This is a genomic window from Actinomadura sp. KC06 (genome assembly GCF_004348735.1).
Lineage (GTDB): Bacteria > Actinomycetota > Actinomycetes > Streptosporangiales > Streptosporangiaceae > Spirillospora.
Map to the genome: position 1 here is coordinate 17510 of NZ_SMKT01000086.1, position 21683 is coordinate 39192.

General features: G+C 72.9%; 22 protein-coding genes. 10 read left to right on the forward strand and 12 right to left on the reverse strand.

From position 1 onward, the window contains the following. Positions 1 to 300 precede the first annotated feature (300 nt). The 4 genes from E1287_RS25470 to E1287_RS25485 all read left to right on the forward strand — a co-directional run bounded on the left by E1287_RS25470 (position 301) and on the right by E1287_RS25485 (position 3768). On the forward strand, positions 301 to 1119 hold the full coding sequence (locus E1287_RS25470) for a PaaX family transcriptional regulator C-terminal domain-containing protein (protein WP_131967580.1): 819 nt from the start codon (positions 301 to 303) through the stop codon (positions 1117 to 1119). 160 nt (positions 1120 to 1279) lie between these two features. After that, positions 1280 to 2077, forward strand: a complete 798-nt coding sequence (locus E1287_RS25475) for a 4Fe-4S dicluster domain-containing protein (protein WP_243719430.1) — start codon at positions 1280 to 1282, stop codon at positions 2075 to 2077. Next, positions 2074 to 3132 carry an NrfD/PsrC family molybdoenzyme membrane anchor subunit gene (gene nrfD, locus E1287_RS25480; RefSeq protein WP_131967582.1) on the forward strand — a complete coding sequence of 353 codons (1059 nt, stop codon included), beginning with the start codon at positions 2074 to 2076 and terminating at the stop codon, positions 3130 to 3132. Before E1287_RS25475 ends, nrfD begins: the two co-directional genes overlap by 4 nt. Before the next feature lie 39 nt (positions 3133 to 3171). Then, positions 3172 to 3768, forward strand: coding sequence for a TetR/AcrR family transcriptional regulator (locus tag E1287_RS25485; protein ID WP_131967583.1), 597 nt, complete (start codon positions 3172 to 3174; stop codon positions 3766 to 3768). Here E1287_RS25485 and E1287_RS25490 read toward each other — a convergent pair whose 3' ends face one another. Next, a complete protein-coding gene (locus tag E1287_RS25490) occupies positions 3769 to 4308 on the reverse strand; it encodes a DoxX family protein (RefSeq protein ID WP_131967584.1) in 540 nt (179 codons plus the stop codon). Between the two features lie 208 nt (positions 4309 to 4516). On the opposite strand from E1287_RS25490, the gene E1287_RS25495 reads away from it, so the two are divergent. Together E1287_RS25495 and E1287_RS25500 are read left to right on the forward strand one after the other, a co-directional pair. Next, the gene (locus E1287_RS25495) at positions 4517 to 5191 is read left to right on the forward strand and encodes a hypothetical protein (RefSeq protein WP_131967585.1); all 675 of its coding nucleotides are present in this window, start codon (positions 4517 to 4519) and stop codon (positions 5189 to 5191) included. Positions 5192 to 5300: 109 nt separating this feature from the next. Further along, a complete protein-coding gene (locus E1287_RS25500) occupies positions 5301 to 6995 on the forward strand; it encodes a ubiquinol-cytochrome c reductase cytochrome b subunit (RefSeq protein ID WP_131967586.1) in 1695 nt (564 codons plus the stop codon). A 7-nt stretch (positions 6996 to 7002) separates the two neighbouring features. Here E1287_RS25500 and E1287_RS25505 read toward each other — a convergent pair whose 3' ends face one another. The 4 genes from E1287_RS25505 to E1287_RS25520 all read right to left on the reverse strand — a co-directional run bounded on the left by E1287_RS25505 (position 7003) and on the right by E1287_RS25520 (position 10329). After that, positions 7003 to 7563 carry a TetR-like C-terminal domain-containing protein gene (locus tag E1287_RS25505; protein WP_131967587.1) on the reverse strand — a complete coding sequence of 187 codons (561 nt, stop codon included), beginning with the start codon at positions 7561 to 7563 and terminating at the stop codon, positions 7003 to 7005. A gap of 38 nt (positions 7564 to 7601) precedes the next feature. Next, positions 7602 to 8306, reverse strand: a complete 705-nt coding sequence (locus tag E1287_RS25510; protein WP_243719428.1) for a Crp/Fnr family transcriptional regulator — start codon at positions 8304 to 8306, stop codon at positions 7602 to 7604. Positions 8307 to 8373: 67 nt separating this feature from the next. Beyond that, positions 8374 to 9162 (reverse strand): DUF427 domain-containing protein, encoded by a 789-nt coding sequence (locus E1287_RS25515; RefSeq protein ID WP_131967589.1) that lies wholly within the window; start codon positions 9160 to 9162, stop codon positions 8374 to 8376. A 192-nt stretch (positions 9163 to 9354) separates the two neighbouring features. After that, positions 9355 to 10329 carry a helix-turn-helix domain-containing protein gene (locus tag E1287_RS25520; protein ID WP_131967590.1) on the reverse strand — a complete coding sequence of 325 codons (975 nt, stop codon included), beginning with the start codon at positions 10327 to 10329 and terminating at the stop codon, positions 9355 to 9357. Positions 10330 to 10588: 259 nt separating this feature from the next. Here E1287_RS25520 and E1287_RS25525 point away from each other — a divergent pair, with 259 nt between their 5' ends. Both E1287_RS25525 and E1287_RS25530 read left to right on the forward strand, forming a co-directional pair. Next, the gene (locus E1287_RS25525) at positions 10589 to 11230 is read left to right on the forward strand and encodes a dioxygenase (RefSeq protein WP_131967591.1); all 642 of its coding nucleotides are present in this window, start codon (positions 10589 to 10591) and stop codon (positions 11228 to 11230) included. A gap of 213 nt (positions 11231 to 11443) precedes the next feature. After that, positions 11444 to 12613 (forward strand): DUF2637 domain-containing protein, encoded by a 1170-nt coding sequence (locus E1287_RS25530; RefSeq protein ID WP_165969175.1) that lies wholly within the window; start codon positions 11444 to 11446, stop codon positions 12611 to 12613. 16 nt (positions 12614 to 12629) lie between these two features. On the opposite strand, the gene E1287_RS25535 is transcribed toward E1287_RS25530, so the two are convergent. The 7 genes from E1287_RS25535 to E1287_RS25565 form a co-directional block, all read right to left on the reverse strand. After that, the gene (locus E1287_RS25535) at positions 12630 to 13232 is read right to left on the reverse strand and encodes a YbhB/YbcL family Raf kinase inhibitor-like protein (RefSeq protein ID WP_207934452.1); all 603 of its coding nucleotides are present in this window, start codon (positions 13230 to 13232) and stop codon (positions 12630 to 12632) included. 1206 nt (positions 13233 to 14438) lie between these two features. Beyond that, a complete protein-coding gene (locus tag E1287_RS25540; protein WP_131967593.1) occupies positions 14439 to 16715 on the reverse strand; it encodes a hypothetical protein in 2277 nt (758 codons plus the stop codon). A 10-nt stretch (positions 16716 to 16725) separates the two neighbouring features. Next, on the reverse strand, positions 16726 to 17358 hold the full coding sequence (locus tag E1287_RS25545) for an SRPBCC family protein (RefSeq protein WP_131967594.1): 633 nt from the start codon (positions 17356 to 17358) through the stop codon (positions 16726 to 16728). Then, complete coding sequence (locus E1287_RS25550; protein WP_131967595.1) at positions 17355 to 17711, reverse strand: metalloregulator ArsR/SmtB family transcription factor; 357 nt, start codon at positions 17709 to 17711, stop codon at positions 17355 to 17357. The genes E1287_RS25545 and E1287_RS25550 overlap by 4 nt, the downstream gene beginning before the upstream one ends. A 42-nt stretch (positions 17712 to 17753) precedes the next feature. After that, positions 17754 to 18347 (reverse strand): FMN reductase, encoded by a 594-nt coding sequence (locus E1287_RS25555; protein WP_131967596.1) that lies wholly within the window; start codon positions 18345 to 18347, stop codon positions 17754 to 17756. Beyond that, the gene (locus E1287_RS25560) at positions 18344 to 19423 is read right to left on the reverse strand and encodes an LLM class flavin-dependent oxidoreductase (RefSeq protein WP_131967597.1); all 1080 of its coding nucleotides are present in this window, start codon (positions 19421 to 19423) and stop codon (positions 18344 to 18346) included. Before E1287_RS25560 ends, E1287_RS25555 begins: the two co-directional genes overlap by 4 nt. Before the next feature lie 90 nt (positions 19424 to 19513). Further along, positions 19514 to 20095: a YceI family protein gene (locus E1287_RS25565; protein ID WP_131967598.1), complete on the reverse strand. Its 582-nt coding sequence runs from the start codon at positions 20093 to 20095 to the stop codon at positions 19514 to 19516. Between the two features lie 109 nt (positions 20096 to 20204). Here E1287_RS25565 and E1287_RS25570 point away from each other — a divergent pair, with 109 nt between their 5' ends. Together E1287_RS25570 and E1287_RS25575 are read left to right on the forward strand one after the other, a co-directional pair. Further along, the gene (locus tag E1287_RS25570; protein ID WP_131967599.1) at positions 20205 to 21017 is read left to right on the forward strand and encodes a universal stress protein; all 813 of its coding nucleotides are present in this window, start codon (positions 20205 to 20207) and stop codon (positions 21015 to 21017) included. Positions 21018 to 21174: 157 nt separating this feature from the next. Next, the coding region (locus tag E1287_RS25575) for a CHAP domain-containing protein (RefSeq protein ID WP_131967600.1) at positions 21175 to 21683 on the forward strand (509 nt) is incomplete at its 3' end.

The window sequence follows — 21683 nt, forward strand, 5'->3', positions numbered from 1 at the left end:
GTACCCTTTGGTGAACGCGCTACTGACCAAGCGCCGCGCGAGACGAGAGCTCGATCATCTCCCGAACGTCCCGGAAAGGGCGGCAACCAATGCTCGGCACACCTCCCACACTGCCCCCGATCAGAGCGCACGGCGCTCATGCCCTATCGATATGCGCAGGTGAACAGGGTCGTGCCGACCATCTCCATGAGCGTGAAAGGACGCCGAGACGGTCGTGCCCTATTTTCGAGGGCACGAACCAGATCCAGCGTCTGGTGATCTCTCGCCACCTCGCCCGCTGAGCCGGTGGCGGCGGAGCGGATGGCCCCACCCGGCGAGTTCGGCGCGGCGAGCGCCCGGTCGCTGCTGCTGACCGTGCTGGGCGAGTTCGTCCTGCCCGGCGGCGGACCGGTCTGGACGGCGGCGTTCCTGCGGGCGCTCGGGCTGCTCGGCATGGAGGAGAAGGCCGTCCGGCAGGCGCTCGCCCGCAGCGCCACCGACGGCTGGATCGCCGGTGAGCGCCGCGGCCGGCGCACCGCCTGGCGGCTGACCCCGTCCGGGGTGCGGCTCCTCAACGACGGCGCCGAGCGCATCTGCGGCCTGGGGCGTCCCGGCGGCGACTGGGACGGGCAGTGGCTCCTGGTCCTCGCCACCGTCCCGGAGACCAGCCGCAGGCTCCGCCACATGCTGCGCACGCGGCTGGCCTGGAACGGTCTCGGGAACCTCTCCCCCGGCGTGTGGGTCAGCCCGCATCCGGGACGGGAGCCCGAGGTGCGGCAAGTCCTTGCCGAGATCGGCGTCGCGGGCACGTCCACGCTGTTCACCGGACGGCTCGGCGACCTGTCCGAGGCGCGGCGGGTGGCCCGGCGGGCGTGGGACCTGGACGCGATCCAGCGCGCCTACGACGACTTCGCCGACGCCGTCCGCGAACTGTGCCCGGACGGTGATCCCGGGACGTTCGCCGCGCACACCAGGCTCGTGCAGGAATGGCGCCGGTTCCCGTTCCTCGACCCGGGCCTCCCGGCGGAGCTGCTGCCGGACGGCTGGAGCGGCTTCCGGGCGTCCGCGCTCTTCCACGAGCGCCACGCCGCGTGGCGTCCCGCCGCCGAGCGCCAGTGGAAGGCGATGGCGGACGGCTGAGCCCGCGCCGGTGGTGTAGGAGGCGCGCCGCGGGGAAGTCGGAGAAGGTCGCCGCGCGGTCGGGAGGTCTGGGATGGGCAGCTTGGTGGGGCGGAACCTGCTCGCCGGAGCCGAACCCGATGTCGCCGCCGATGCGGGCCATCCCGACCCGCCGCCCAGGATGGGGTTCTTCACCGACACGTCCGTGTGCATCGGGTGCAAGGCGTGCGAGGTGGCGTGCAAGGAATGGAACGCCGTGCCCGAGGACGGCCTGGAGTTCACCGGCATGTCCTACGACAACACGCAGGGGCTCGGCGCCGACACCTGGCGGCACGTCGCGTTCATCGAGCAGAGCAAGCCGATGGGGAATGCCGAGACCGGCGCGGACGGCGCGAAGGACCTCCGGTGGCTGATGGCGTCCGACGTCTGCAAGCACTGCACGCACGCCGCCTGCCTGGACGTCTGCCCCACCGGTTCGCTGTTCCGCACGGAGTTCGGCACGGTCGTCGTCCAGGAGGACATCTGCAACGGGTGCGGGTACTGCATTCCCGCCTGCCCGTACGGGGTCATCGACCAGCGCAAGGGCGACGGCCGGGCGTGGAAGTGCACGCTGTGCTATGACCGGATCGGCGTCGGCATGGAGCCGGCGTGCGCGAAGGCGTGCCCGACCGACTCCATCCAGTACGGGCCGCTCGACGAGCTGCGCGAGCGTGCGGCGCTGCGCGTCGACCAGCTTCATGACCTCGGCGTCGACGACGCCCGCCTATACGGCCACGACCCGGACGACGGCGTCGGCGGCGACGGCGCGTTCTTCCTGCTGCTGGACGAGCCCGAGGTGTACGGGCTGCCGCCGGACCCGGTCGTCACGACCCGCGACCTGCCGTCGATGTGGCGGCACGCGGGCGCGGCGGCGGCCGCGATGCTCGGCGGGCTGGCCGCCGTCTTCGCCGTCCACGGCCGCGCGGGAGGCCGGCGATGAGCACCTCGGATGTCGGCAAGGACGGCCTGCGCGGCGAGCGGCCCGGCCGGGAGGCGGAGGTCGGCGGGGGCCTGCGGCGGCGCGGCCGGAAGCGCGGCAGGCACCGGGGCGAGAAGGCGATGGTGCCGGACGCCGAGTTCACGTCCTACTACGGCAAGCCGATCCTGAACCCGCCGGTCTGGAAGGCGTCCGACGTCGCCGCGTACTTCTTCCTCGGTGGCCTCGCCGGGGCGGGCTCGGTGCTGGCGGCGGGCGCGCAGCTCACCGGGCGCCCCGTCACGGCGCGGGCGTTGAAGATCTCGTCGGTGGCCGCGCTCGGCGGGTCCACGGCCGCGCTGATCCACGACCTCGGACGGCCCGAGCGGTTCCTCAACATGCTGCGGGTGATGAAGCCGACGTCGCCGATGAGCATGGGGTCGTGGCTGCTGGCCGCCTACGGTCCGGCAGCGGGCGCCGCCGCCGTCCTGGACGTCACCGGCCTCTTCCCGCGCCTCGGCGGCGCGGCCACGCTCGGAGCCGCCGCGCTGGGCCCGGCCGTCTGCACCTACACCGCCGTCCTGGCCGCCGACACGGCGGTCCCCGCCTGGCATGAGGCGCACCGCGAGCTGCCTTTCGTGTTCGCGGGTTCGGCGGTGGCGGCCGCGTCCGGCATGGCCCTGATCGCGGCCCCGCGGCGCGAGGCCGGGCCGATGCGCACCGCAGCGGTGTTCGGCGCGGCGCTGGAGCTGGCGGCCGCGAAACTGCTGGAGCGTCGAGCCGGGCTGGCCGCCGAGCCGTACAAGGAGGGCAAGGCCGGCCGGTTCGTGCGCGCGGGCGAGATCCTGTCGGCCGCGGGCATCGCCGGGAGCGTCCTGCTCGGCGGGCGCGGCCCGTCCGGCCGGCGCGGCCCGTCCGGCGGGTTCGGCCGGGCGGCGGCGGCGCTCAGCGGGGCGGCGCTCCTGGCGGGCTCGGCGTGCACGCGCTTCGGCGTGTTCCACGCCGGGATCCAGTCGGCGCGCGACCCCAAGTACACGGTGATTCCGCAACGGGAGCGGCTCCGGGCCGCCGGTGGATAGGCTGGCCCCTCACCGCAGGCGCAGGAGAGGGGCCGTCCCGTGCCCGGTCAGGCCGCCGAGCGAACGCGCATCATCGAAGCCGCGTACCGGTGCCTCGCAGACGCGCAGGGCGCCCCCGTGTCCATCACCGAGATCCTGACCGCCGCGGGACTGTCGACCCGCGCGTTCTACCGGCAGTTCGAGTCCAAGGACGCGCTGCTGCTGGCGATGTTCCGGCGCGACGGCGGCCGGGTGATGGCCGAGCTCCGCGAGCTCGCCGCGTCCGCCGGGTCCCCGGCCGAGGCGCTGGGCGCGCTGATCGCGGGAATGCTCGCCATCACCGCCGACGAGCGCCGCCGCGCCCGCGTCCTGGCGCTCACCTCCGGCGACGCGACCCGCGCCCGGGGCTACTCCGGGGAGCGCGGGCGCGTCATCGCCGAGCAGGAGGCGATCATCGCCGAGATCCTCGCGGCCGGACGGGCGGACGGCTCGTTCCCGTGGGCCGAGCCCGGCCCCGACGCGCGGTTCGTCCGCGCCGCGCTCGGCCAGGCGTTCGAGGACCAGATGGCGGGGACGGCCGAGGCCACCGCGGCCGAGGCGGCGGCCCAGATCACGCGGTTCGCCCTGCGGGCCCTGGGCGCGCGCCCGCCCGGCTGATCAGGCCGTGGACTCGTCCCGGGTCTTCGCGGCCGGGCGCCAGAAGGCGGCCAGCAGGAGCGCCGCGCCGGCGCCGCCCGCGAGCGCGGTGATCGCGAAGCCCGTCCAGCCGGAGAACTCGTCCGACATCCCGAGCGCCCGGTCGAGGGACACCGCGCCGCCGCCGAGCGCCCCGGCCGCGCACGCCACCAGGATGATCATCAGGACGTATTCGTAGCCCTGGCCGGGCCGGAAGACGAAGAAGCCGTTGCGCAGGTGCGCGGTGATGAACGCGACCGCCATCGTGCCGACCGCGCCCGCCGCGGCGAGCGGGGTGAGCAACCCGAGCAGCAGCAGGACGCCCGCGCCGAGCTCGGTGCCGGTGGCCATCAGCGCGTGCAGCCTGCCGGGCCGCAGCCCCATCGACTCGAACCAGCCCGCGGTGCCCTCGATCTTGCCGCCGCCGAACGCGTGGTTCCAGCCGTGGGCGACGAGCGTGCCGCCGACGGACACCCGCAGGATGAGGGACGCGATGTCGGCGCCCGCCGCGTCCACTGCCATGTACGGCCCCTTTCCGGCTCGGGGAGGTCACGTCCCCGCGCATTGACCTCGCCAACGTACAGGGCACCCGAATACCGGACGAACCGTGGGGCAGATCACAGGAGTCACGCTCTGGATCGCGTCACGTTTCGGGGTGCTCGACGCATCTTCTGTTCGGGTGCCCCTCCGGAGGCGGCGCCCGGGTGCGGAGAGCTTGCTTGGAGGCGGCATGGGCACCGAGCCACGGCGGTTCGACCTGACGATGCTGTACGCCGCGTACGACGCCTTCCGCCGCCACACGGCCGGGCTGGAGGCCGCGGCGGAGTCCGAGGGTGCGGTCGCCGGGACGGCGGTCAGGAACGGCTGGGCCCTGTTCAAGTTCCACTGGCGCGTCCAGGACATCGCGGAGAAGCGCACCCTGTGGACGGTGATGTACGCCAAGGAGCCGGACCCCGAGCCGAGCGGCGGCGGAAGGCGGCTGGGAGTCGTCCTGGACGCGATGGCGCTGCGCGCGCTGCGCGTCGTCCCGATGATGGACGGGGTGGACGCGGCACTGGAACACCGTGACCGCGCGATGTTCGCCCGGTACGCGCGGGACCTCCACGCCGCCGTGGACACGCTCCTGGAGTTCAAGGAGTCGAACGTCCTCCCGCTGATCCCGGACACGCTCACCGCGTTCGAGTGGGGCACGTTCGACGTCGAGTTCCGCGGCGAGCTGGGCCTGCGCGGGCTCGGCGTGTACCTGCCGTGGCTGCTGGACGGCGCGCCCGACCCCACCCGCCGCGCGGTGCTGCGGCTCCTGCCGCCGCCGATCCGGTTCGCCTACCGGGCGCGCTGGCGGCCCCGCTACCGGCGGCGGAACCGGCAGGCCGTGCCCGCCGGCCGAGCCGGTCCGGCGGTGTGACGCGGTCCACATCGCGGGATGTCACATTCCCCGGCCCCACCCGGTCTTCATGCGCAGAGGCCCTTCATGCGCTGAGGCGCGTGTGCTCGACGGCGAGAGGACGTTGACGATGGCGGAGAATCGGCCGGCCGGCGGCCGGCCCGGCGCGCGGCCGGGCGGGCGGGCACCATCGAAGTTCGTGGACGGCTCCGCCCGTGCCCTCGACGAGCGGTTCGGCACGACCGGCTTCGTCCGCAAGGCCATGCGCAAGGCGTTCCCGGACCAGTGGAGCTTCCTGCTCGGCGAGATCGCGATGTACTCGTTCGTGGTCATCTTGCTGACCGGGGTGTACCTCACGCTGTTCTTCAAGCCGAGCATGCACGAGGTCATCTACAACGGGTCCTACACGAAGCTGCAGGGCGTGAAGATGAGCGAGGCGTACGCGTCCACGCTCGAGATCAGCTTCGACGTGCGGGGCGGGCTGCTCGTCCGGCAGATGCACCACTGGTCGACGCTGATCTTCATGGCGGCGATCCTCATCCACATGCTGCGGAACTTCTTCACCGGCGCGTTCCGCAAGCCGCGCGAGCTGAACTGGCTGATCGGCATCCTCATGTTCATGCTGGTGATGCTGAACGGCCTGTTCGGCTACTCGCTGCCGGACGACCTGCTGTCGGGCACCGGCCTGCGGATCCTGGAGGGCGTGCTCGCCGCAATCCCGCTGGTCGGCACCTACGCGGTGATGTTCGTGTTCGGCGGCGAGTATCCGGGGACCGACATCATCCCGCGGCTGTACATCGTCCACGTGCTGCTGATCCCGGGGATCCTGGCCGCGCTGATCCCGCTGCACGCGATCGTGCTGACGTGGCGGCAGACGCACACGCAGTTCCCCGGCAAGGGGAGCTCGAACACGACCGTCCGCGGGTACCCGTTCTTCCCGGTGTTCATCGCCAAGACCACCGCGTTCTTCCTGTGGGTGATCGGCGTGACGGTGCTGCTGGCGGCGTTCGTCCAGATCAACCCGGTCTGGCTGTTCGGCCCGTACGACCCGGGCGCGATCAGCTCCGGCTCGCAGCCGGACTGGTACATGGGCTGGCTGGAGGGCGCGCTGCGGACCATGCCGGGCTGGGAGATCAACGCGTGGGGCCACACGGTCACGATGAGCGTGGTCGTCCCCGCGCTGGTGGTGCCGGGGTTGCTGTTCACCGGCCTCGCCGTCTACCCGTTCCTGGAACGCTGGGTGACCGGCGACCACGAGATCCACCACCTGCTCGACCGCCCGCGCGACGTCCCGGCGCGCACGGGCGTCGGCGTCGCGGGCGTGGTGTTCTTCGGGATGCTCTGGCTGGCGGGCGGCAACGACGTCCTCGCCGAGCGGTTCCACATCTCGCTGTTCGCGACGACGTGGTTCTTCCGCTTCGCGATCATCCTCGGGCCGATCATCGGCTACATCGTCGCCTACCGGATCTGCGTGGGGCTGCAGCGCCGCGACCTCGGCGTCGCCGAGCACGGGCTGGAGACCGGCGTCATCCGCATGTCGCCGGACGGGAAGTTCAGCGAGGTCGAGCGGCCGATGACCGACGAGGCGATCGCCGCGATCACCGATCCGCGCCCGGCCGCGGCCGTCCCGCTGGACGTGCCGCCCCCGATCGAGGGCGTGGAGAGCCCGCGCGCCCGCAGCGGCGTGAAGCGGATGCGCGCCGCGCTGAACCGCCGGTTCCGGGCCGATCTGGTGGCCGTCCCCGAGCGGCGTCCGGACGGGAACGGCGACGGCGACGGCCACGCGATCACCGAGGGAGAGTCGGAGTCCGCCTCGCGGCGGTGAGGGCCGGTCAGCGCTCGAAGAGGAGGCGGATGACGGGACGGGCGGCCTCCACCGGGTCGTCGCCGACGCCGGACAGCGCGCCGCTCAGCCAGAGATGCGCGAAGCCGTGCACGATCGACCAGGCGGCGAGCCCGGCCGTCCGCTCGTCCTCGGGGCGCTCGCCCGCCGCGAGGCCGCGGACGCCCGCGGCGAGGACCCGCTCGGCGCGGTCGCGTGCGGCGGTGACCTCCGGGTCGTCGGCGCGGTAGAGCGCGGGCGTGAACATCACCTCGAAGTACGCCCGGTGCTCGACGGCGAAGCGGACGTAGGCGAGGCCCGTGTCGTGCAGGTCGTCGCCGGCGGCTTCGAGCGCGTCCGCGAACCGGGCGTAGCCCTCGGCGGCGACGGCGGTGAGCAGGCCCGCCTTGTCGCCGAAGTGGTGGGCGGGCGCGGCGTGCGAGACGCCGGCGCGGCGGGCGAGCTGGCGCAGGCTCCACGCGGCCGTGCCCTGCTCGGCGATCGCCTCGACGGCGGCGTCCAGGACGGCCCTGCGCAGGTTGCCGTGATGGTAGCTCGGCTGGTCGGTCATGCCCGAACCCTATCTTGCCAGTGGCAAGTTTCGTGCGCTCAGTCGGATTCCTTGGCGAACTCGCGCAGGCCCGGCAGGTCGACGACGGTGATCTTGCGCCAGCCGGTCCGGATGAGGCCCTTGCGCCGCAGGCCGTTGAGGGCGCGGGCGACCGTCTCCCGGGACGCGTCCATCCAGCTCCCGAGCTCCTCCTGCGACAGCGGCGGCCCGATCTCGATCGAGCCGTCCGCCGCGGGCGGGACGTGGTGCGCCGACAGCTCCGCCAGATCGGTCAGCAGCGCCGCGAGCCGCTGCGCGCCGCCCCTGCTCATGTGGGCGGTCAGCCGCCGGTCGGAGTCGTCGAGCCGCTGGACGAAGGTGCCGGTGACGAGCATCCACACGTCCGGGTGGACGTCCAGGAAGCCGGTGAAGCGCGCGGCCGGGACCACCAGCGCGCGGACGGGCGACAGCGCCGTCACCGTCGCCGACCGGGTCCGGCCGCCGAGCACCGCGCTCTCGGCGAGCAGGTCGCCCGGCCCCCGGACGGCCAGCACCACGTCGTGGCCGTCTTCGGTCGCCGAGGTCACCTTCGCCCAGCCCCGCTCGATGACGATCACGTGGTCGGACTCGTCCCCCTGGTACACCAGGGGCGCCCTCACCGGGTACTGCCGGGGCCGCCCCGCGGCGCGCAGCGCGGACCGCTGCGCCGGATCGAGCGCGGCCCAGAACCCCGGGCGCGGGGCGGGCGCCGCGTACGGTGCCACCAGCCGCCTCCCTTGCCTGTGGCCTACCAGAAACAGTAAACCCGACGAGGGCGCGCGGGCACGGCGATCACGTGCCGGGCGGCGGCTCGGTCTCGATCGTCAGCGCCTCGTGGTCGAAGGACAGATGGCCCTTGATCTTGACCGCGTCCTCCAACGGGCCCTCGTAGGACCAGGCGGCGTCGTCCGCGCCGTCCAGCGACCAGTACGTCGCCTCCCCCTTGTACGGGCAGTAGGTCCGCTTTGCGCTCTCCCGCAGCAGCTCGCGCCGGACGTCCGCGGCCGGAATGTAGAACCGGTTCGGCAGGCCGGTCTCCGACAGCAGCTTCGGCCGCTCGGTCTCGGCGACGACCTCGCCGTCCCGCAGCACCCGCACATGCCGGGACGTGTCGCGGACGTCCACCCGGTGGAACGGGTCGCGCAGGTGGCCGCGGACCTCCTCGTCCTCGTCGTACCAGGCGTCCATCGGGTCCCAGTAGAACGCCATGAGCCCGTGCAGCCACGCCGCCTCCGGTTTCGGCTCCGGATACGCCCACACGGCGTTCTCCGCGGCCCGGCCGCCGGCGCGGACCGTCCAGTACGCGGCGTCGCCCTTGAACGGGCAGTGCGTCGTGTGGGCGGTCTTCTCCAGGAGGTCGGTACGGACGTCGTCTTCCGGGACGTACAGCACGGGCAGCAGCGCCGTCTCGTGCAGGAGCTTGCCGCGCTCGGTGTCCAGGACGGTCTCCCCCGCGAACCGCGCTCGGACGCGGCGCGGGAAGCCGTGCATGAACAACTTGTGCTTGGGGCCGTCGATGGTGAAGTTGACCTCGTCTCCGGGCGAGCCCGCGAGCGGCCCCGGCCGCATGGTCAGCGACATGCAGTCCCTCCCAACGTGCCGTGCGTCCCGACCGGGGACCGCGCCCGCGCGTCCGGCGGCGGGCCCGTGTCTCAATCGTGGAGCGATCGGCAGAATGTGACAGTCTTCGCGCCGACCCGTATCCGCGCAGACCCCACGTTCCCCGGATCGCTCGAACGATGCGAACCGATCCGGGGCGGCGTCGGCGGGGCGTCAGCCGTCCCGCAGTATGCCCGTGGTGGCGGCGCGGTAGGCGGTCGGGGTCACGCCGTAGGCGGCGCGGAAGGCGCGGCTGAACGCCGCCGCGTCGGGCAGGCCCCAGCGGTTCGCGATCGCGCCGATCCGCTGCGTCCCGAGGAACGGGTCGCTGAGCTCGCGGCGGCAGTGCTCCAGGCGGCGGGTGCGGACGTAGCGGGCGACGGTCGTCCCCGCGGGCTGGAACACCCGGTACAGCTGCCGGACGGAGATGTGGTGCGCCTCGGCGATCGTCGCCGGGCACAGCGCCGGGTCGTGCAGCCGTCCTTCGATCCATTCCTTGATCGCGCGCAGCATCTCGGCTCCCTCCGGTGACGGGGACGGCGGCGCGCCCAGCCATTCGCTGGCCGCGCCGGTGACCAGCTCGACGATCGCGCCGCCGAGGTGGTGGGCGTAGGGCTCGTCGGTCGCGGCGCCGTCCCCGGCGCCGTCCTCGGCGAGCGCGCCGAGCAGCGAGGAGACCAGGCGCCCCTGACGGGTGCGCTCGGCGAGCAGGGTGCCGCCGAACGACGCCAGGCGCTCGGGCGGCAGCGGGACGGCCCGGTGCGGGATCACGACCGTGAAGATGTGGTGCGCGTCGAACGAGATCTCGACCGGGCGGGTCAGGTCGTAGAACACCACGTCGCCGACGCCGACGCGGGCGTGGCGGCCGTTCTGGCGGAGGACGCAGGAGCCGCGCAGGACCAGGCCGAGCTTGTAGCACTCGCGGGTGTCGCGGGCGATCTGGCGGGCGCTGCGGCGCACCGCGTGCGCGGGCGCGTACACGTCGCCGGCCTCGACCGGGCCGAGCGTGCGGCCGACCAGCCGGGCGGAGAAACCGCTGGTCAGACGCGGATGAATATGGAAAGGACCAAAGGCCGACGTGATCAGGTGGCGCCAGTACTCGGCCTGATCGCGGGCAGCATGATCCGAGGTGTCAGCGAGCGTTGACATGACGCTCCTCCGAGGTGGGCGGGCGGGGGGTCTCGGACGCCACCCGCCAGGTTTCTACGAGGTGTCGGGAAGGTCAATGAGCGAGTCGGCACGACGCTCGCGGCGGGCTTTGTCACTCGACGCCAAATGTCGGGCAGGGAAACCCAAGACCAACCCCTCGTGACCGGCCTATACATGTCGCGACGACTCCTGGGAGCCCCGCCAGCCGGGCATCGGAAGATCCCGATAAGCCCGGAAAGACCTCGAGAGGAAACCCCCCATGCCAGAGGACGAGCAGGAACAGCTGGAATCCGGCATCAGCCGGAAGAACTTCATCGTCGCCGCGGGCATCGGCGCGCTCGCCGTCCCCACGGCCGTGACGGCTGTGACCTCGGCGACCGCGGAGGCCGGCACGCAGCCCCGGCGGCTGCCGCTGACCCCGAAGTGCACCGACGGCGACGACGAGCCCACTCCCGCCCAGACGGAGGGCCCGTACTTCACCCCTGGCTCACCTGAGCGGTCGGACATCAGAGCCGGCAAGCAGGGCACCCTGCTCACCGTGACAGGGATCGTCTACTCCCAGGACTGCAAGCCGGTGAACCGCGCGCTGCTCGACTTCTGGCAGTGCGACGCCGCCGGCGTCTACGACAACCGCGGCTACGTGCTGCGCGGGCACCTGTTCTCGGGCGCCGACGGGCGGTACACCCTGACGACGATCGTGCCCGGCCTCTACCCGGGCCGCACGAAGCACATCCACGTCAAGGTCCAGGCGCCGAACGCGCGGATCCTGACGACGCAGATGTACTTCCCGAACGAGCCGCGCAACAACACCGACACGATCTTCGACCCCCGCCTCCTGATGACCATGAGCCAAGGGCCGACCGGCCTGACCGGCACGCTCGACTTCGTCATCCGCGTCTGACCGCGTACTGAGGCACGGTTCCGTCGCTCCCGCGGAATCCAGTCCCCGCCCGGGCACCGGCGCGCCCCGGCGGGGACTTCCGCATGCCCGGAGGCGGAAACGGCCCGGATGAAACCGGGAAGTGATCCAAAACCCCCGCGAAGCGCGAAAGAAATGGATAGTCTCCCACCGATCACTTTCCGTTGTGTTAGGAAAACTGGGAGCACACGCGGCATGAGCGCTGCCAACAAGGCACAGGTCATCACGCGGTGGGGGGCCATCGCCTTCATGGCGGCCGCGGTCCTGACCGCGACCGCGGGCGGCTTCGCCCAGTCCTACGCGGGCCTCTACCACTGGGCGATGGAGCACGGCCTGCGCGGCTGGAAGGCCGAGTCGTTCCCGCTGCTGGTCGACCTGTTCATCATCGTCGGCGAGCTCGGCCTCTTCCTGCTGGCCATCGACGCGTTCGTGCTGCGCCGCCGGCACCTGATGAGCTGGCTCGACTTCTCCCTGCCGCTGACCATCGCCATCGCGGGCTGGACGGCGAGCCTCATCTTCAACGTCGGCCATGTCGGGCAGCAGTCGTTCTCCTACCAGGCGACGGCCGCCGTCCCGCCGATCGTGTCGATGCTCGGCCTGTTCGTCCTGCTGCGGACGCTGCACCGGTACGTGTCGCGCGAGGTCGAGGCGGAGAACGAGAAGCCCAAGCCGCCCGAGGCCCAGACCCGCGCCATCGCCGGGCCCGTCACGCTGAACCAGATCACGCTGATGCCGATGCGGAACACCGGCCCGTTCCCGCGCATCCAGGTCCCCGGCCATTCCGGGAGGGCGATCGAGTCGGGCTCGTCGTCGGCCGCCACCGCGACCCGGCAGGCCCCGGACGGGACGTCCAAGGACACGGCCGCCGCGGACGAGCCCGCACCGAGCCCGGCCGCCGCCGCCCAGCCTCAGCCCGCGGCCGCCCGGCCCGCCGCCGAAGCGCCTGCGCCTTCACCCGCGCCCGTCCCGGATCCCGAGCCCGAACTGGCCGTCGTCAGCGCCGCAGCGCGCGGAAGCGCCAACGGCCGCAGCGGCTACGGCGCCGCCGCCGAGGAGCCCGCCGCCCCGGCCGCGCCCGCGCCGGTCGCCGATCCTGAGGCCCTGCGGGCCCTCGTCATCGACGTCCTCGAACGGCGGCACGGCGACGTCGCCGCGACTCTCGCCGAGGTCAGGGCCCAGGGCCACATCTGCGGCGAGGCCGACATCCAGCGGATCAGCGACAACCACTGGTTCCCGTACGCGGTGTACCGGCTGCTGGCCAAGCACCACGGCGACGGCGAGCTCGTCGCGCAGGAGCTGCTGTCGCAGGGCATCCTCTACGACCAGGCCGCGCTGGACGAGCTCGTCCGCTCCTGGCGCGTCTGACGACCGCCGTCCGGGTTCACGACTCCCCGGAGATCACGGCCGAGCCCAGCGACGCCTGGGTGATGCTGTTGGCGGCGGTCTGGATCGTGGAGTTCTCGTTGAGCTCCGTCAGCTTCGCCCGGTTCAGGGCGTAGACCGTGAACGTGTAGGTGTTCACCGACGAGGGCGAGCACGGGCCCTGGTATCCGAACAGGCTCGCGCTGCCGCGGTAGTAGATCTGCCTCGACCCGGCCGGGACCGGAGGCTGGTAGACGTGCTCGACGTTCTGCGGCAGCTCGGCCACGGTCGCCGGGATGTCGTAGATGATCCAGTGCAGCAGGTTGCGGTTGTCGACGTCCCGCATGATGATCGCGTAGCTCTGCGCCTCGGCGGGCCCGCCCGTCCACGCCAGCGGCGGTGACTCGTTCTTCTTGCGGGGGTCGTTGTCGCCGCTGCTGGTGCACTCGTGGACGATCGGGATCCGCCCGCCCGGGGCGAAGGCGGTGCTCGTGATGGCGAAGGCGGCCCCGCCCGTCCCGGCGTCGGGCGACGCGGACGACGGCAGCGTGGCGGCGGCGACGGTGGTGCCGCCGGCGCAGGCGACGAGCAGGGCGGACAACACGACTCGCTTGATGTTCACGGAGGGCTCCTAGAGGGTTTGCGAAAGCTGACTCCCCCGCCCTTCACCCAGGTGGTTCTGGCCGCAGCGTAGGAAACGGGGCCGATGTCCGCCATTGCACGCAGTGCCGGATGGGAACCCGCTTTTGTCCCTCCCTGCCAGACCCGGCGCGGATTTCGTCAGGGCGGCCCGGCGTCCCTCAGTACGCGTATGCGGTTCCGCACAGCGGGATGCCGGCGGCGGCATCCGAGATGTCGCCGCCGATCGCCCTGCCGAACGGGTCGACGCCGCTCAGGCAGGCGTACCGGGGCGGGTCGTTCGAGGCGACCAGCCCGATCGACTGCGCGACGCCCGGCTTGGGGGCGATCGTCTTGGTGACGCGCGGCGGCTTCCCTTCGGCGAAGGTGAAGAAGATGGTGGTCGCCGGGACGCCCTTCTGCATCATGCCGTAGCCGGTACGGCCGTCCAGGTCCATCACGGCGTTGGTGACGACGGTGGCGGCGTCCGGCCGCCGGAACAGGACACGGCCCGCGCGCAGGTCGGCGCCCCGCGCCTCGGTGTCGAGGGCGTGCACGGCGGCGTTCCCGATGTCGCGCCCGGGCGGCTCCCCCGGCATGCCGCTCCCGACGTCGATCCCGGGCGTGGCGTCCGGCCGGATGTCGCTGAGGACGTAGCCGAGCGTCCGGTCGTCCTCCGCCCAGACGATCTGGCTGACGAGCGTGCGGCCGGGCGTGCTCCACGTGCGGCGACGCCCGGAGCCGATGTCGAGGACGGTCACGGAGGCGCCCGACGGCAAAGCTGACCCGGTCGAGCCTTGGCCGTCCGCGCAGGGGGCCGTCGTGTAGGCGAGCTTGTCGCCGTCCGGGCTCATCGCCAGCCCGCCGACGCGGGCCGGGACGACGCCATCGGTCAGCGGCGCGATCCCCTTCGCGCGGCCGCCGCCGGTGAGCGTGAGGCGGTAGAGCCGCGATTCGCACGGCTCGTCCCGGGTGGAGGCGACCACGAACGTCCCGCCGGGGCCTTCGATGATCTCCCGCGCCTCGCCGGCGGTCGGCGACGGCGGCCGGACCGAGTCCACCGGCCGGTACCGTCCGTCCCGCCGGAACGCCTCCACCCTGATCCACGGCGCGGGCGCGTCCTGTTGCATGGCCCTCTGGACGCTTCCCACGCTGAGGACGAAGCGCGGCTCGCGCCCGCCGAGCCACCCGCCGGACGAGGCGTCGTCCGTCAGGAGCTGCACCGCGCCGATGGAGGCCGCGACCGACGCGGCCAGGGCGATCGGCGCCGCCCATCGTCGGAGCCGCCAGGACGGGGGTTCGCGGTCCTGCGGCTCATCCCGTTCGTCAGCCATCGGGTGATCATGCCGCGCCGGATGCCCGTCGTGGGGCTATTCAGCACGATTGGTAACGGAATCCTCCGGATCAGTGAGGAGCCGGGCCGCGAGGACGCGCAGCTCGCGGTCCTCGGTGAAGGCGCGCCAGCCGCCTCCCCAGCGGTGCGCCGATCGGAGCCGAGGAGCGTCTCCGCCGCACGCTGGACGCCCGGCGTGCCCGGCCCCGGCCCCGGCTCCGTGAGGTACCGCGTCGCCGCCCACCGGACCGGCAGGTACCGGCCGCGGGCCAGCTCGTGGACCTCCCGGGACAGCACGTCCGCCGCCGTGCGGGTGTCGCCGGTGACCCGCTGGTAGGCGTGGGCGGCCATGACCCTCGTCCAGTCCGCCCGGACGTCGAGGAGCGCCCGCAGCCGCGCGGCGTGGACGGCCGCGAGCGGCCCGAGGTCGGCGACCGGGCCGAGCACGGCGGCGGGGTCGCCGTCCTCGAAGCAGCCGTCCTCGGAGCCGGCGCGCCCGAAGTGGTCCTCCACCGCGGCGAGCAGCGGCCCCGGGTCGCCGGTCACCTTCCAGAAGGCCCACGGCCGCACGACCTTCCCCTGCCGGGCGACCCAGTCGTTCTCCGGCTCGAACGGCGCGGCGAGGGCGGGTGCGGCGCCGGCGGCGGCCGGGCCGATGGCGGCGAGCGCCTTCGCGGCGTGGACGGCCGCGTCCGTCCGCAGGAGCGGGACGAGGTCGGGGACGGCGGGCGCCGCCGCCGGGCCCCACTTTTCCAGGACCTCGGCGAGGCCGCGGGCGAGGCCGGGCTCGCCGAGTCGCGCGCGGATCGCCGGGAGCAGGACGCCGGCGTGCCCGCCGAGCGGCGCCAGCACGTGCCGCATCGGCGGGGGCCCGGGGCTGAACGGACCGGACGAGCCGGACGCCAGGTCGAAGGCGGGCAGCTCGCCGCCGAGGCGGTCGATGAGGCGCGGGAGGCAGCGCGGGTCCCGCCGCCGGGCCAGGCCCCAGGCGGCGAGGTCGGCGACCCGGCCGTCGCCGTGCCGGAACAGGCGGGCGTCGTCGTCCAGGCGGGCGGCGAGCAGACCCAGGCGGGTGCCGGGCGGCTCGGCGTCGTTCTCGTCTTCGTCGAGCGCCGCGAGCAGGTGGGTCGCGTAGGCGCGCACGGCCGGCGCCGTGTCGGCGGACGCCCGGGCCAGGCCGGGAGCGAGCCGCCGCGCGGGCGAGCGCCAGTGGCTGAGGACGTCGGCGACGATCATGACGGCCCCGATCCGCCGGTCGGCGTCCGGCGCGCCGAGGAACGCGGCGGCCAGGTCGGTGCGCGCGCCGGCGGCCGCCACCGGAGCGGTGGGGTCGGCGTCCTCGGCGTCGGCTCCGGGGCTGGACGCCGCGAGCCGGAACGCGATCCAGCGGAGCAGCCGGGCCGCGGCGCCGCCGTGGAACTCGGCGAGGTCGGCGCGCGTGTCCCCGACCCACGGGACGTCCCGCCACACCGCGACGTCGCCGCGGACGGCCTCGACGAGCGCGCCGAGATCGGGACGCTGCGCGCCGACCGCGTCCGCCAGCGCGATCTGCGCGGCCAGACCGGCCTGCCCGCTGTCAGCGTCGCGCAGGTCCCGGAGCCAGCCGAGGGCCTCCGGCAGGACGTCGGCGGTGCAGCCCTCGGCCAGCTCGCCCACCGCGAGCACGATGCCGATCCGCACCGCGCCGTCGTCCTCGGACGGCCACCGCCCGCGCAGGGCGGGCACGACCGCGTCGGCGTCGCCGCGCGCGCCGGACAGCGCGCTCGTCAACTCCCGCCGCACCGCGACGTCCGGGTCATCGAGCAGCGCGAGGACGCGCGGGAAGGCGGCGGCCCACGCGTCCGGCCATCCGCCGTCGACCCCCCGCGCCGTGTTCGCCTCGCGGACGAGGCGTCCGATCAGCTCCAGCACGCCGGGCCTGACCGCGATGGCCGGCGATCCGGCCATCGCGGTCAGGAAGGGCAGCGCGGCCGTCGCGGCGGAGCAGACGAACCCGCCCTGATGGAAGATCCTGACGTCGAGATCGTCCAGGTCGTCGCCGGGATCGGGTCCTTCGGCGATGCCGCGAAGCAGGCCGGGGACGTCGCCCGCCGGGCCGTACGCGTGCTGGAGTGCGGTCCAGTCGATGTCGTCCAGGCCCCGGAGCAGTGTCACAAACCGGAGATCATTCCACGCTTCCGGTATAGGCCGCGATCGTGTTGTCGGCGGCGCTCCGGGCGGTGGCCTCGTCGTCCCCCGATTCGACGTGGGCCCTGAACCAGCCCTCTCCGCTCAGCCGCGTGAACTCCTTGCCCTCGTCCGACATGGCCCATTCCGGGCCCGTGCCCTCGGGGAGGTCCCCGCCGGACGACAGGTGCATCGTGAGGCCGAGGAGCCCCTGCTCCCAGCCGATGCCGACCGCGCCGGGGCCGAACTGCTCCCAGTGGTCGTCGACGTGCGCGATGTGCTCCAGCTCCAGGCGGGACCGGCCGCCGTCCTCGGGCGTCAGCCGCACGTCGATCCAGCTGACCTGGCCGCCGAACTCCCACGTCGCGAAGAAGCTCTTGGGCGGGTCGCAGCGCTCGATCGTCCCGCTCGCGTTGCCCTCCAGGGCGAACCGGCCGCCGAGCCGCAGCTCGCCGGAGCAGGGCAGGAACCAGCGGGAGATGCGGTCGGCGGTGGTCACCGCCTCCCACAGGTCCTCGACGCCGGTGTCGTAGCTCCGGCTGATCGTCACGGTCCGCGCGGTCCCGGCCTCCAGCACCCGCTCGCCGACCCGGCGGCGCACGGCGTTGATCTCGCCCGTCACATCGATCATGGTTCGCTCCCTGAGTCGCTCCGATCCGGGCGGCGGGCGCGCTTGCCGCGCGCGATCTCCGTCGCCAGGGCGTCCAGATGCGGCGTCCAGTACCGGCGGAACCGGTCGAGCCAGGCGTCGATCTCCCGCAGCGGACCGGAGTCGACGGCGTAGAGCCGCCGCGTCCCCTCCGCCCGCACCACCGCGAACCCGCTGTCCCGCAGCACCTTCAGATGCTGCGACACCGCGGGCTGCGAGATCCCGAACTCCGCCCGGATGACCGCCGAGACCTCCCCGGACGACCGCTCGCCGTCCGCGAGCAGCTCCAGGATCCGGCGCCTGACCGGGTCACCCAGCACATCGAACGCGTGCACGGCCACAAGCTACAGCCTTCACTTATATAAGCCAAGCCTTAATCAAGATCGGCCTGTCAGGAGGTCCTCGAACGGGACGGGGTCGTCATAGGGATCGGGCTTCGCGGGCGCCGGACGGGCGCTCATCAGCGCGGCCAGCTCACCGGCCGCGCGGTTGACGCGGTCGGCGAGGCGGTCGGCGCCGCCCCAGTCCTCGGACGCCGCGTACACGGCGGTCGGGACGACGGCGGCGCGCAGATAGGCGAACAACGGCCGCATCGCGTAGTCGATGGCCAGGGAGTGCCGTTCGGTGCCGCCGGTCGCGCCGAGCAGCACCGGCGTGCCGTCCAGGGCGTCGCGCTCCAGGACGTCGAAGAACGTCTTGAACAGCCCGCTGTAGGACGTGCTGTAGACGGGCGTCACGGCGATGAGGCCGTCGGCGTCCGCGACCGTTTCGACGGCGGCGCGGAACGTCCCGGACGGGAAGCCGGTGAGGGTCGCGTCGACCATCGCGTGGGCGTGGTCGCGCAGCTCGATCGTCTCGACGGCGGCGTCCCCGCCGAGGGCCGCGGACGTCGCCGCGGCCAGCCGGTCGGCCAGGAGCCGGGTGGACGACGGCTGCCCCAGCCCGGCGGAGATGACGGCGAGCGTGCTCATCGCGCCTCCTCCTTGATGCGGGAAGCATGGGTCGGGGCGGTCGCGGGAACGTGCGCCGGACGCAGCGCCTCGAACTCCCTGCGCAGCACCGGGACGACCTCCTCCCCCAGCATGTCGATCTGCTCCAGGACGGTCTTCAGCGGCAACCCCGCGTGGTCCATCAGGAACAGCTGCCGCTGGTAGTCGCCGAAGTTGTCGCGGAACGTCAGGGTCTTGTCGATGACCTGCTGCGGGCTGCCCACCGTCAGCGGCGTCTCGGCGGTGAACTCCTCCAGCGACGGCCCGTGCCCGTACACCGGGGCGTTGTCGAAGTAGGGCCGGAACTCGCGGACGGCGTCCTGGGAGTTCCTCCGCATGAACACCTGCCCGCCGAGCCCGACGATCGCCTGGTCGGCGGACCCGTGCCCGTAGTGCTCGTAGCGCCGCCGGTAGAGGCCGATCAGCCGCTGGAAGTGCTCCTTCGGCCAGAAGATGTGGTTGGCGAAGAAGCCGTCGCCGTAGTAGGCGGCCTGCTCGGCGATCTCGGGGCTGCGGATCGAGCCGTGCCAGACGAACGGCGGCACGCCGTCCAGCGGGCGCGGCGTCGCCGTGAACGACTGCAGCGGCGTGCGGAACCTGCCCTCCCAGTCGACGACGTCCTCGCGCCAGAGGCGGTGCAGCAGGTGGTAGTTCTCGATCGCGAGGTCGATGCCGTCGCGGATGTCCTTGCCGAACCACGGGTAGACGGGGGCGGTGTTGCCGCGCCCCATCATCAGGTCGACCCGGCCGTCCGCCAGATGCTGGAGCATCGCGAAGTCCTCGGCGATCTTCACCGGGTCGTTGGTGGTGATCAGCGTGGTCGCCGTGGAGAGGATCAGCCGCTCGGTGCGGGCCGCGACGTAGCCGAGCATCGTCGTCGGGGAGGACGGCACGAACGGCGGGTTGTGGTGCTCGCCGGTCGCGAAGACGTCCAGGCCCACCTCCTCGGCCTTGGCGGCGATCGCGACCATGGCCTTGATCCGCTCGGCCTCGGACGGGACGCGCCCGGTGGTCGGGTCGGGCGTGACGTCGCCGACGGTGAAGACCCCGAACTGCATGCCGGCCCCCTGAATAGTAGAACGTTCAATTATTCTACCGGAACCACACGGCCCGTGCCCGTATTCCACGGCCGCCGGGACGGGTGCCGCCTAGACGCGGGCGTCCTCCGAGGCCAGGACGGCCTGGATCTCCAGCGCGATGGCGATCTCGTCGCCGAGCATGACCTTGTCGCCCTGGAAGGGGATGTTGAACTCGATGCCGAAGTCGCGCCGGCTGAGGGTCCCGGTCGCGGTGAAGCCCGCGCGGGTGCCGCCCCACGGGTCGGGCCCGACGCCGTGGAACTCGGTCAGCAGCCGGACCGGACGGGTCACGTCCTTGATCGTCAGGTCGCCGTCCAGGTGGTAGCGGGGCGTGCGGGCGCGGCGGCCGATCGCGGCGCGCGTCACGCCGGTCGCGGCGAACGTCATGACCGGGTGCTTGGCCACCTCGAGGAAGTCGGACGAGCGGATGTGCTCGTCGCGCTCGGCGCTGCGGGTGTCGATCGAGGCCATCCGGATCTCGGCCCGCGCGGTGGAGTCGAGCGGATCGTCCGCGATCACCACCTCGCCGCCGAAGTCGGGAAACGTGCCGCGGACCGTGGTCATCAGGTGCCGGATCGTGAAGGTGATCTCGGAGTGGACCGGGTCGATGGTCCAGCGGCCCGGTTCGAGGTCCGACGCCTCGGCCCCCATGTCACATCCCCCCAAAGATTGACAACCAGGAAAAACTACCTCAAATTGCCCCTGGTCTGACCGGCGCCCTGCGGGGAATGCTTGATCCCATGATCGGAGCTCGGGTCGCATGATCGGGGACCACGTCCTCGCCGGATACGTCAACGACGCCGGCGGCAGGGAGGCCCTCGACCTGGCGTGCGCGATGGTCGCGCTGACCGGCGGGCGGCTGAGCGTGGCGACCGTCCATCCGCCGGACCTGCCCGCGGCCGCCGGCGAGGCCCGCACGCTGCTGGACCAGGCCGCGGACCTGCTGGACGACCAGCCCGCCGACCTGCACGTCCAGGCCGGACGCAGCGTCGGCCGCGGGCTCACCGTGCTCGCCAGCCGGATCGGCGCCGATCTCATCGTCGTCGGCTCCCCCGAGGGCGGCGCCCGCGGCCGCATCGGCGTCGGCGCCGCCGCCGACCACCTGCTGCACTCGGCCACCGAGGCGGTCATGCTCGCCCCGTCCGGCCACAGCCCGCCGGACGAGCTCGCCCGCCTCACGGTCATGTACGTCCGGCGGCCCCAGTGCGACGACGCGGTCATCCGCGCCGCCCAGGCGGCCGAGCGCCTGGAGGTCCCGCTCCGCCTGGTCACCCTGGCCGTCGGCGACGTCGGGAACGGCGGGCCCGACCGGCTCCGCGACGACCTCGCCCTCGCCATCCGCCTCGCCATAGACTCCGCCGACCTGCCGCCCGAAGAGGTGTCCGCCGAGCTGGCCGAGGGCGACGACGTCGCCGACGCCCTGGACGACGTCGACTGGCTGGACGGCGAGCTCCTCGTCTGCGCGTCCAGCGAGGACGCCGCCGCGCACCGCGTCTTCGTCGGCGAGGTGGCGCTCAAGGTCCTGCGCGCGGCCCCCTGCCCGGTCGCCGTTCTCCCGCGTGGCTACTTCTGACTGGTCCCTTCTGACCGGTTCCCCGGAACAGGTTGCCCCCCACGCTTTACCTTCGCTACATTCCGTCGAGACCGGAACGTGACCTTGGAACGCGGCACGTTCCCTACCCCCGGTCGGGCGGCACCCTGCCCGAACGAGCGCGTCGGCAGGGAGCGACATGGACCCCATCGGCAAGAAGCTGCTCGAGATCGCCAAGAAGGAACTCGGCTACACCGAGAAGGGCGACGGCTACACCAAGTTCGGCGAGTGGTACCGCAAGAACGTCGACGGCGACCACGACGAGTACTTCTCCACCGCCCCCTGGTGCGACATGTTCCTCGCCTGGGCCGCCGACAAGGCCGGGGTCACCGAGCAGACCGGGCAGTTCGCCGCCACGTCCGACCACGCCAAATGGTTCAAGAAGAACGACGCCTGGGGCCGCGAGCCCGAACCAGGCGCCATCGTCTTCTACGACTGGAGCGGCTCCCGCGACCTCGACCAGATCGACCACGTCGGCATCGTCGAGAAGGTCGACGGACGCACCCTGCACACCATCGAGGGCAACGCCGACGGCTACAAGCTCATGCGCAAGACCCGCGACATGGACCACGTCGTCGGCTTCGGCTACCCCGCCAAGATCAAGGTCGCGGCCAAGTACGCCCCCAAGCACGCCGCCCCCGCCCCCAC

Bases quoted from the DNA above. Each gene is read 5' to 3' on its own strand.
- E1287_RS25470 (WP_131967580.1), top strand. From the start codon at position 301: ATGGCCCCACCCGGCGAGTTCGGCGCGGCGAGCGCCCGGTCGCTGCTG.
- E1287_RS25475 (WP_243719430.1), top strand. From the start codon at position 1,280: ATGGGGTTCTTCACCGACACGTCCGTGTGCATCGGGTGCAAGGCGTGC.
- nrfD (WP_131967582.1), top strand. From the start codon at position 2,074: ATGAGCACCTCGGATGTCGGCAAGGACGGCCTGCGCGGCGAGCGGCCC.
- E1287_RS25490 (WP_131967584.1), bottom strand. From the start codon at position 4,308: ATGGCAGTGGACGCGGCGGGCGCCGACATCGCGTCCCTCATCCTGCGG.
- E1287_RS25495 (WP_131967585.1), top strand. From the start codon at position 4,517: ATGGGCACCGAGCCACGGCGGTTCGACCTGACGATGCTGTACGCCGCG.
- E1287_RS25500 (WP_131967586.1), top strand. From the start codon at position 5,301: ATGGCGGAGAATCGGCCGGCCGGCGGCCGGCCCGGCGCGCGGCCGGGC.
- E1287_RS25505 (WP_131967587.1), bottom strand. From the start codon at position 7,563: ATGACCGACCAGCCGAGCTACCATCACGGCAACCTGCGCAGGGCCGTC.
- E1287_RS25515 (WP_131967589.1), bottom strand. From the start codon at position 9,162: ATGTCGCTGACCATGCGGCCGGGGCCGCTCGCGGGCTCGCCCGGAGAC.
- E1287_RS25520 (WP_131967590.1), bottom strand. From the start codon at position 10,329: ATGTCAACGCTCGCTGACACCTCGGATCATGCTGCCCGCGATCAGGCC.
- E1287_RS25525 (WP_131967591.1), top strand. From the start codon at position 10,589: ATGCCAGAGGACGAGCAGGAACAGCTGGAATCCGGCATCAGCCGGAAG.
- E1287_RS25530 (WP_165969175.1), top strand. From the start codon at position 11,444: ATGAGCGCTGCCAACAAGGCACAGGTCATCACGCGGTGGGGGGCCATC.
- E1287_RS25545 (WP_131967594.1), bottom strand. From the start codon at position 17,358: ATGATCGATGTGACGGGCGAGATCAACGCCGTGCGCCGCCGGGTCGGC.
- E1287_RS25555 (WP_131967596.1), bottom strand. From the start codon at position 18,347: ATGAGCACGCTCGCCGTCATCTCCGCCGGGCTGGGGCAGCCGTCGTCC.
- E1287_RS25560 (WP_131967597.1), bottom strand. From the start codon at position 19,423: ATGCAGTTCGGGGTCTTCACCGTCGGCGACGTCACGCCCGACCCGACC.
- E1287_RS25565 (WP_131967598.1), bottom strand. From the start codon at position 20,095: ATGGGGGCCGAGGCGTCGGACCTCGAACCGGGCCGCTGGACCATCGAC.
- E1287_RS25570 (WP_131967599.1), top strand. From the start codon at position 20,205: ATGATCGGGGACCACGTCCTCGCCGGATACGTCAACGACGCCGGCGGC.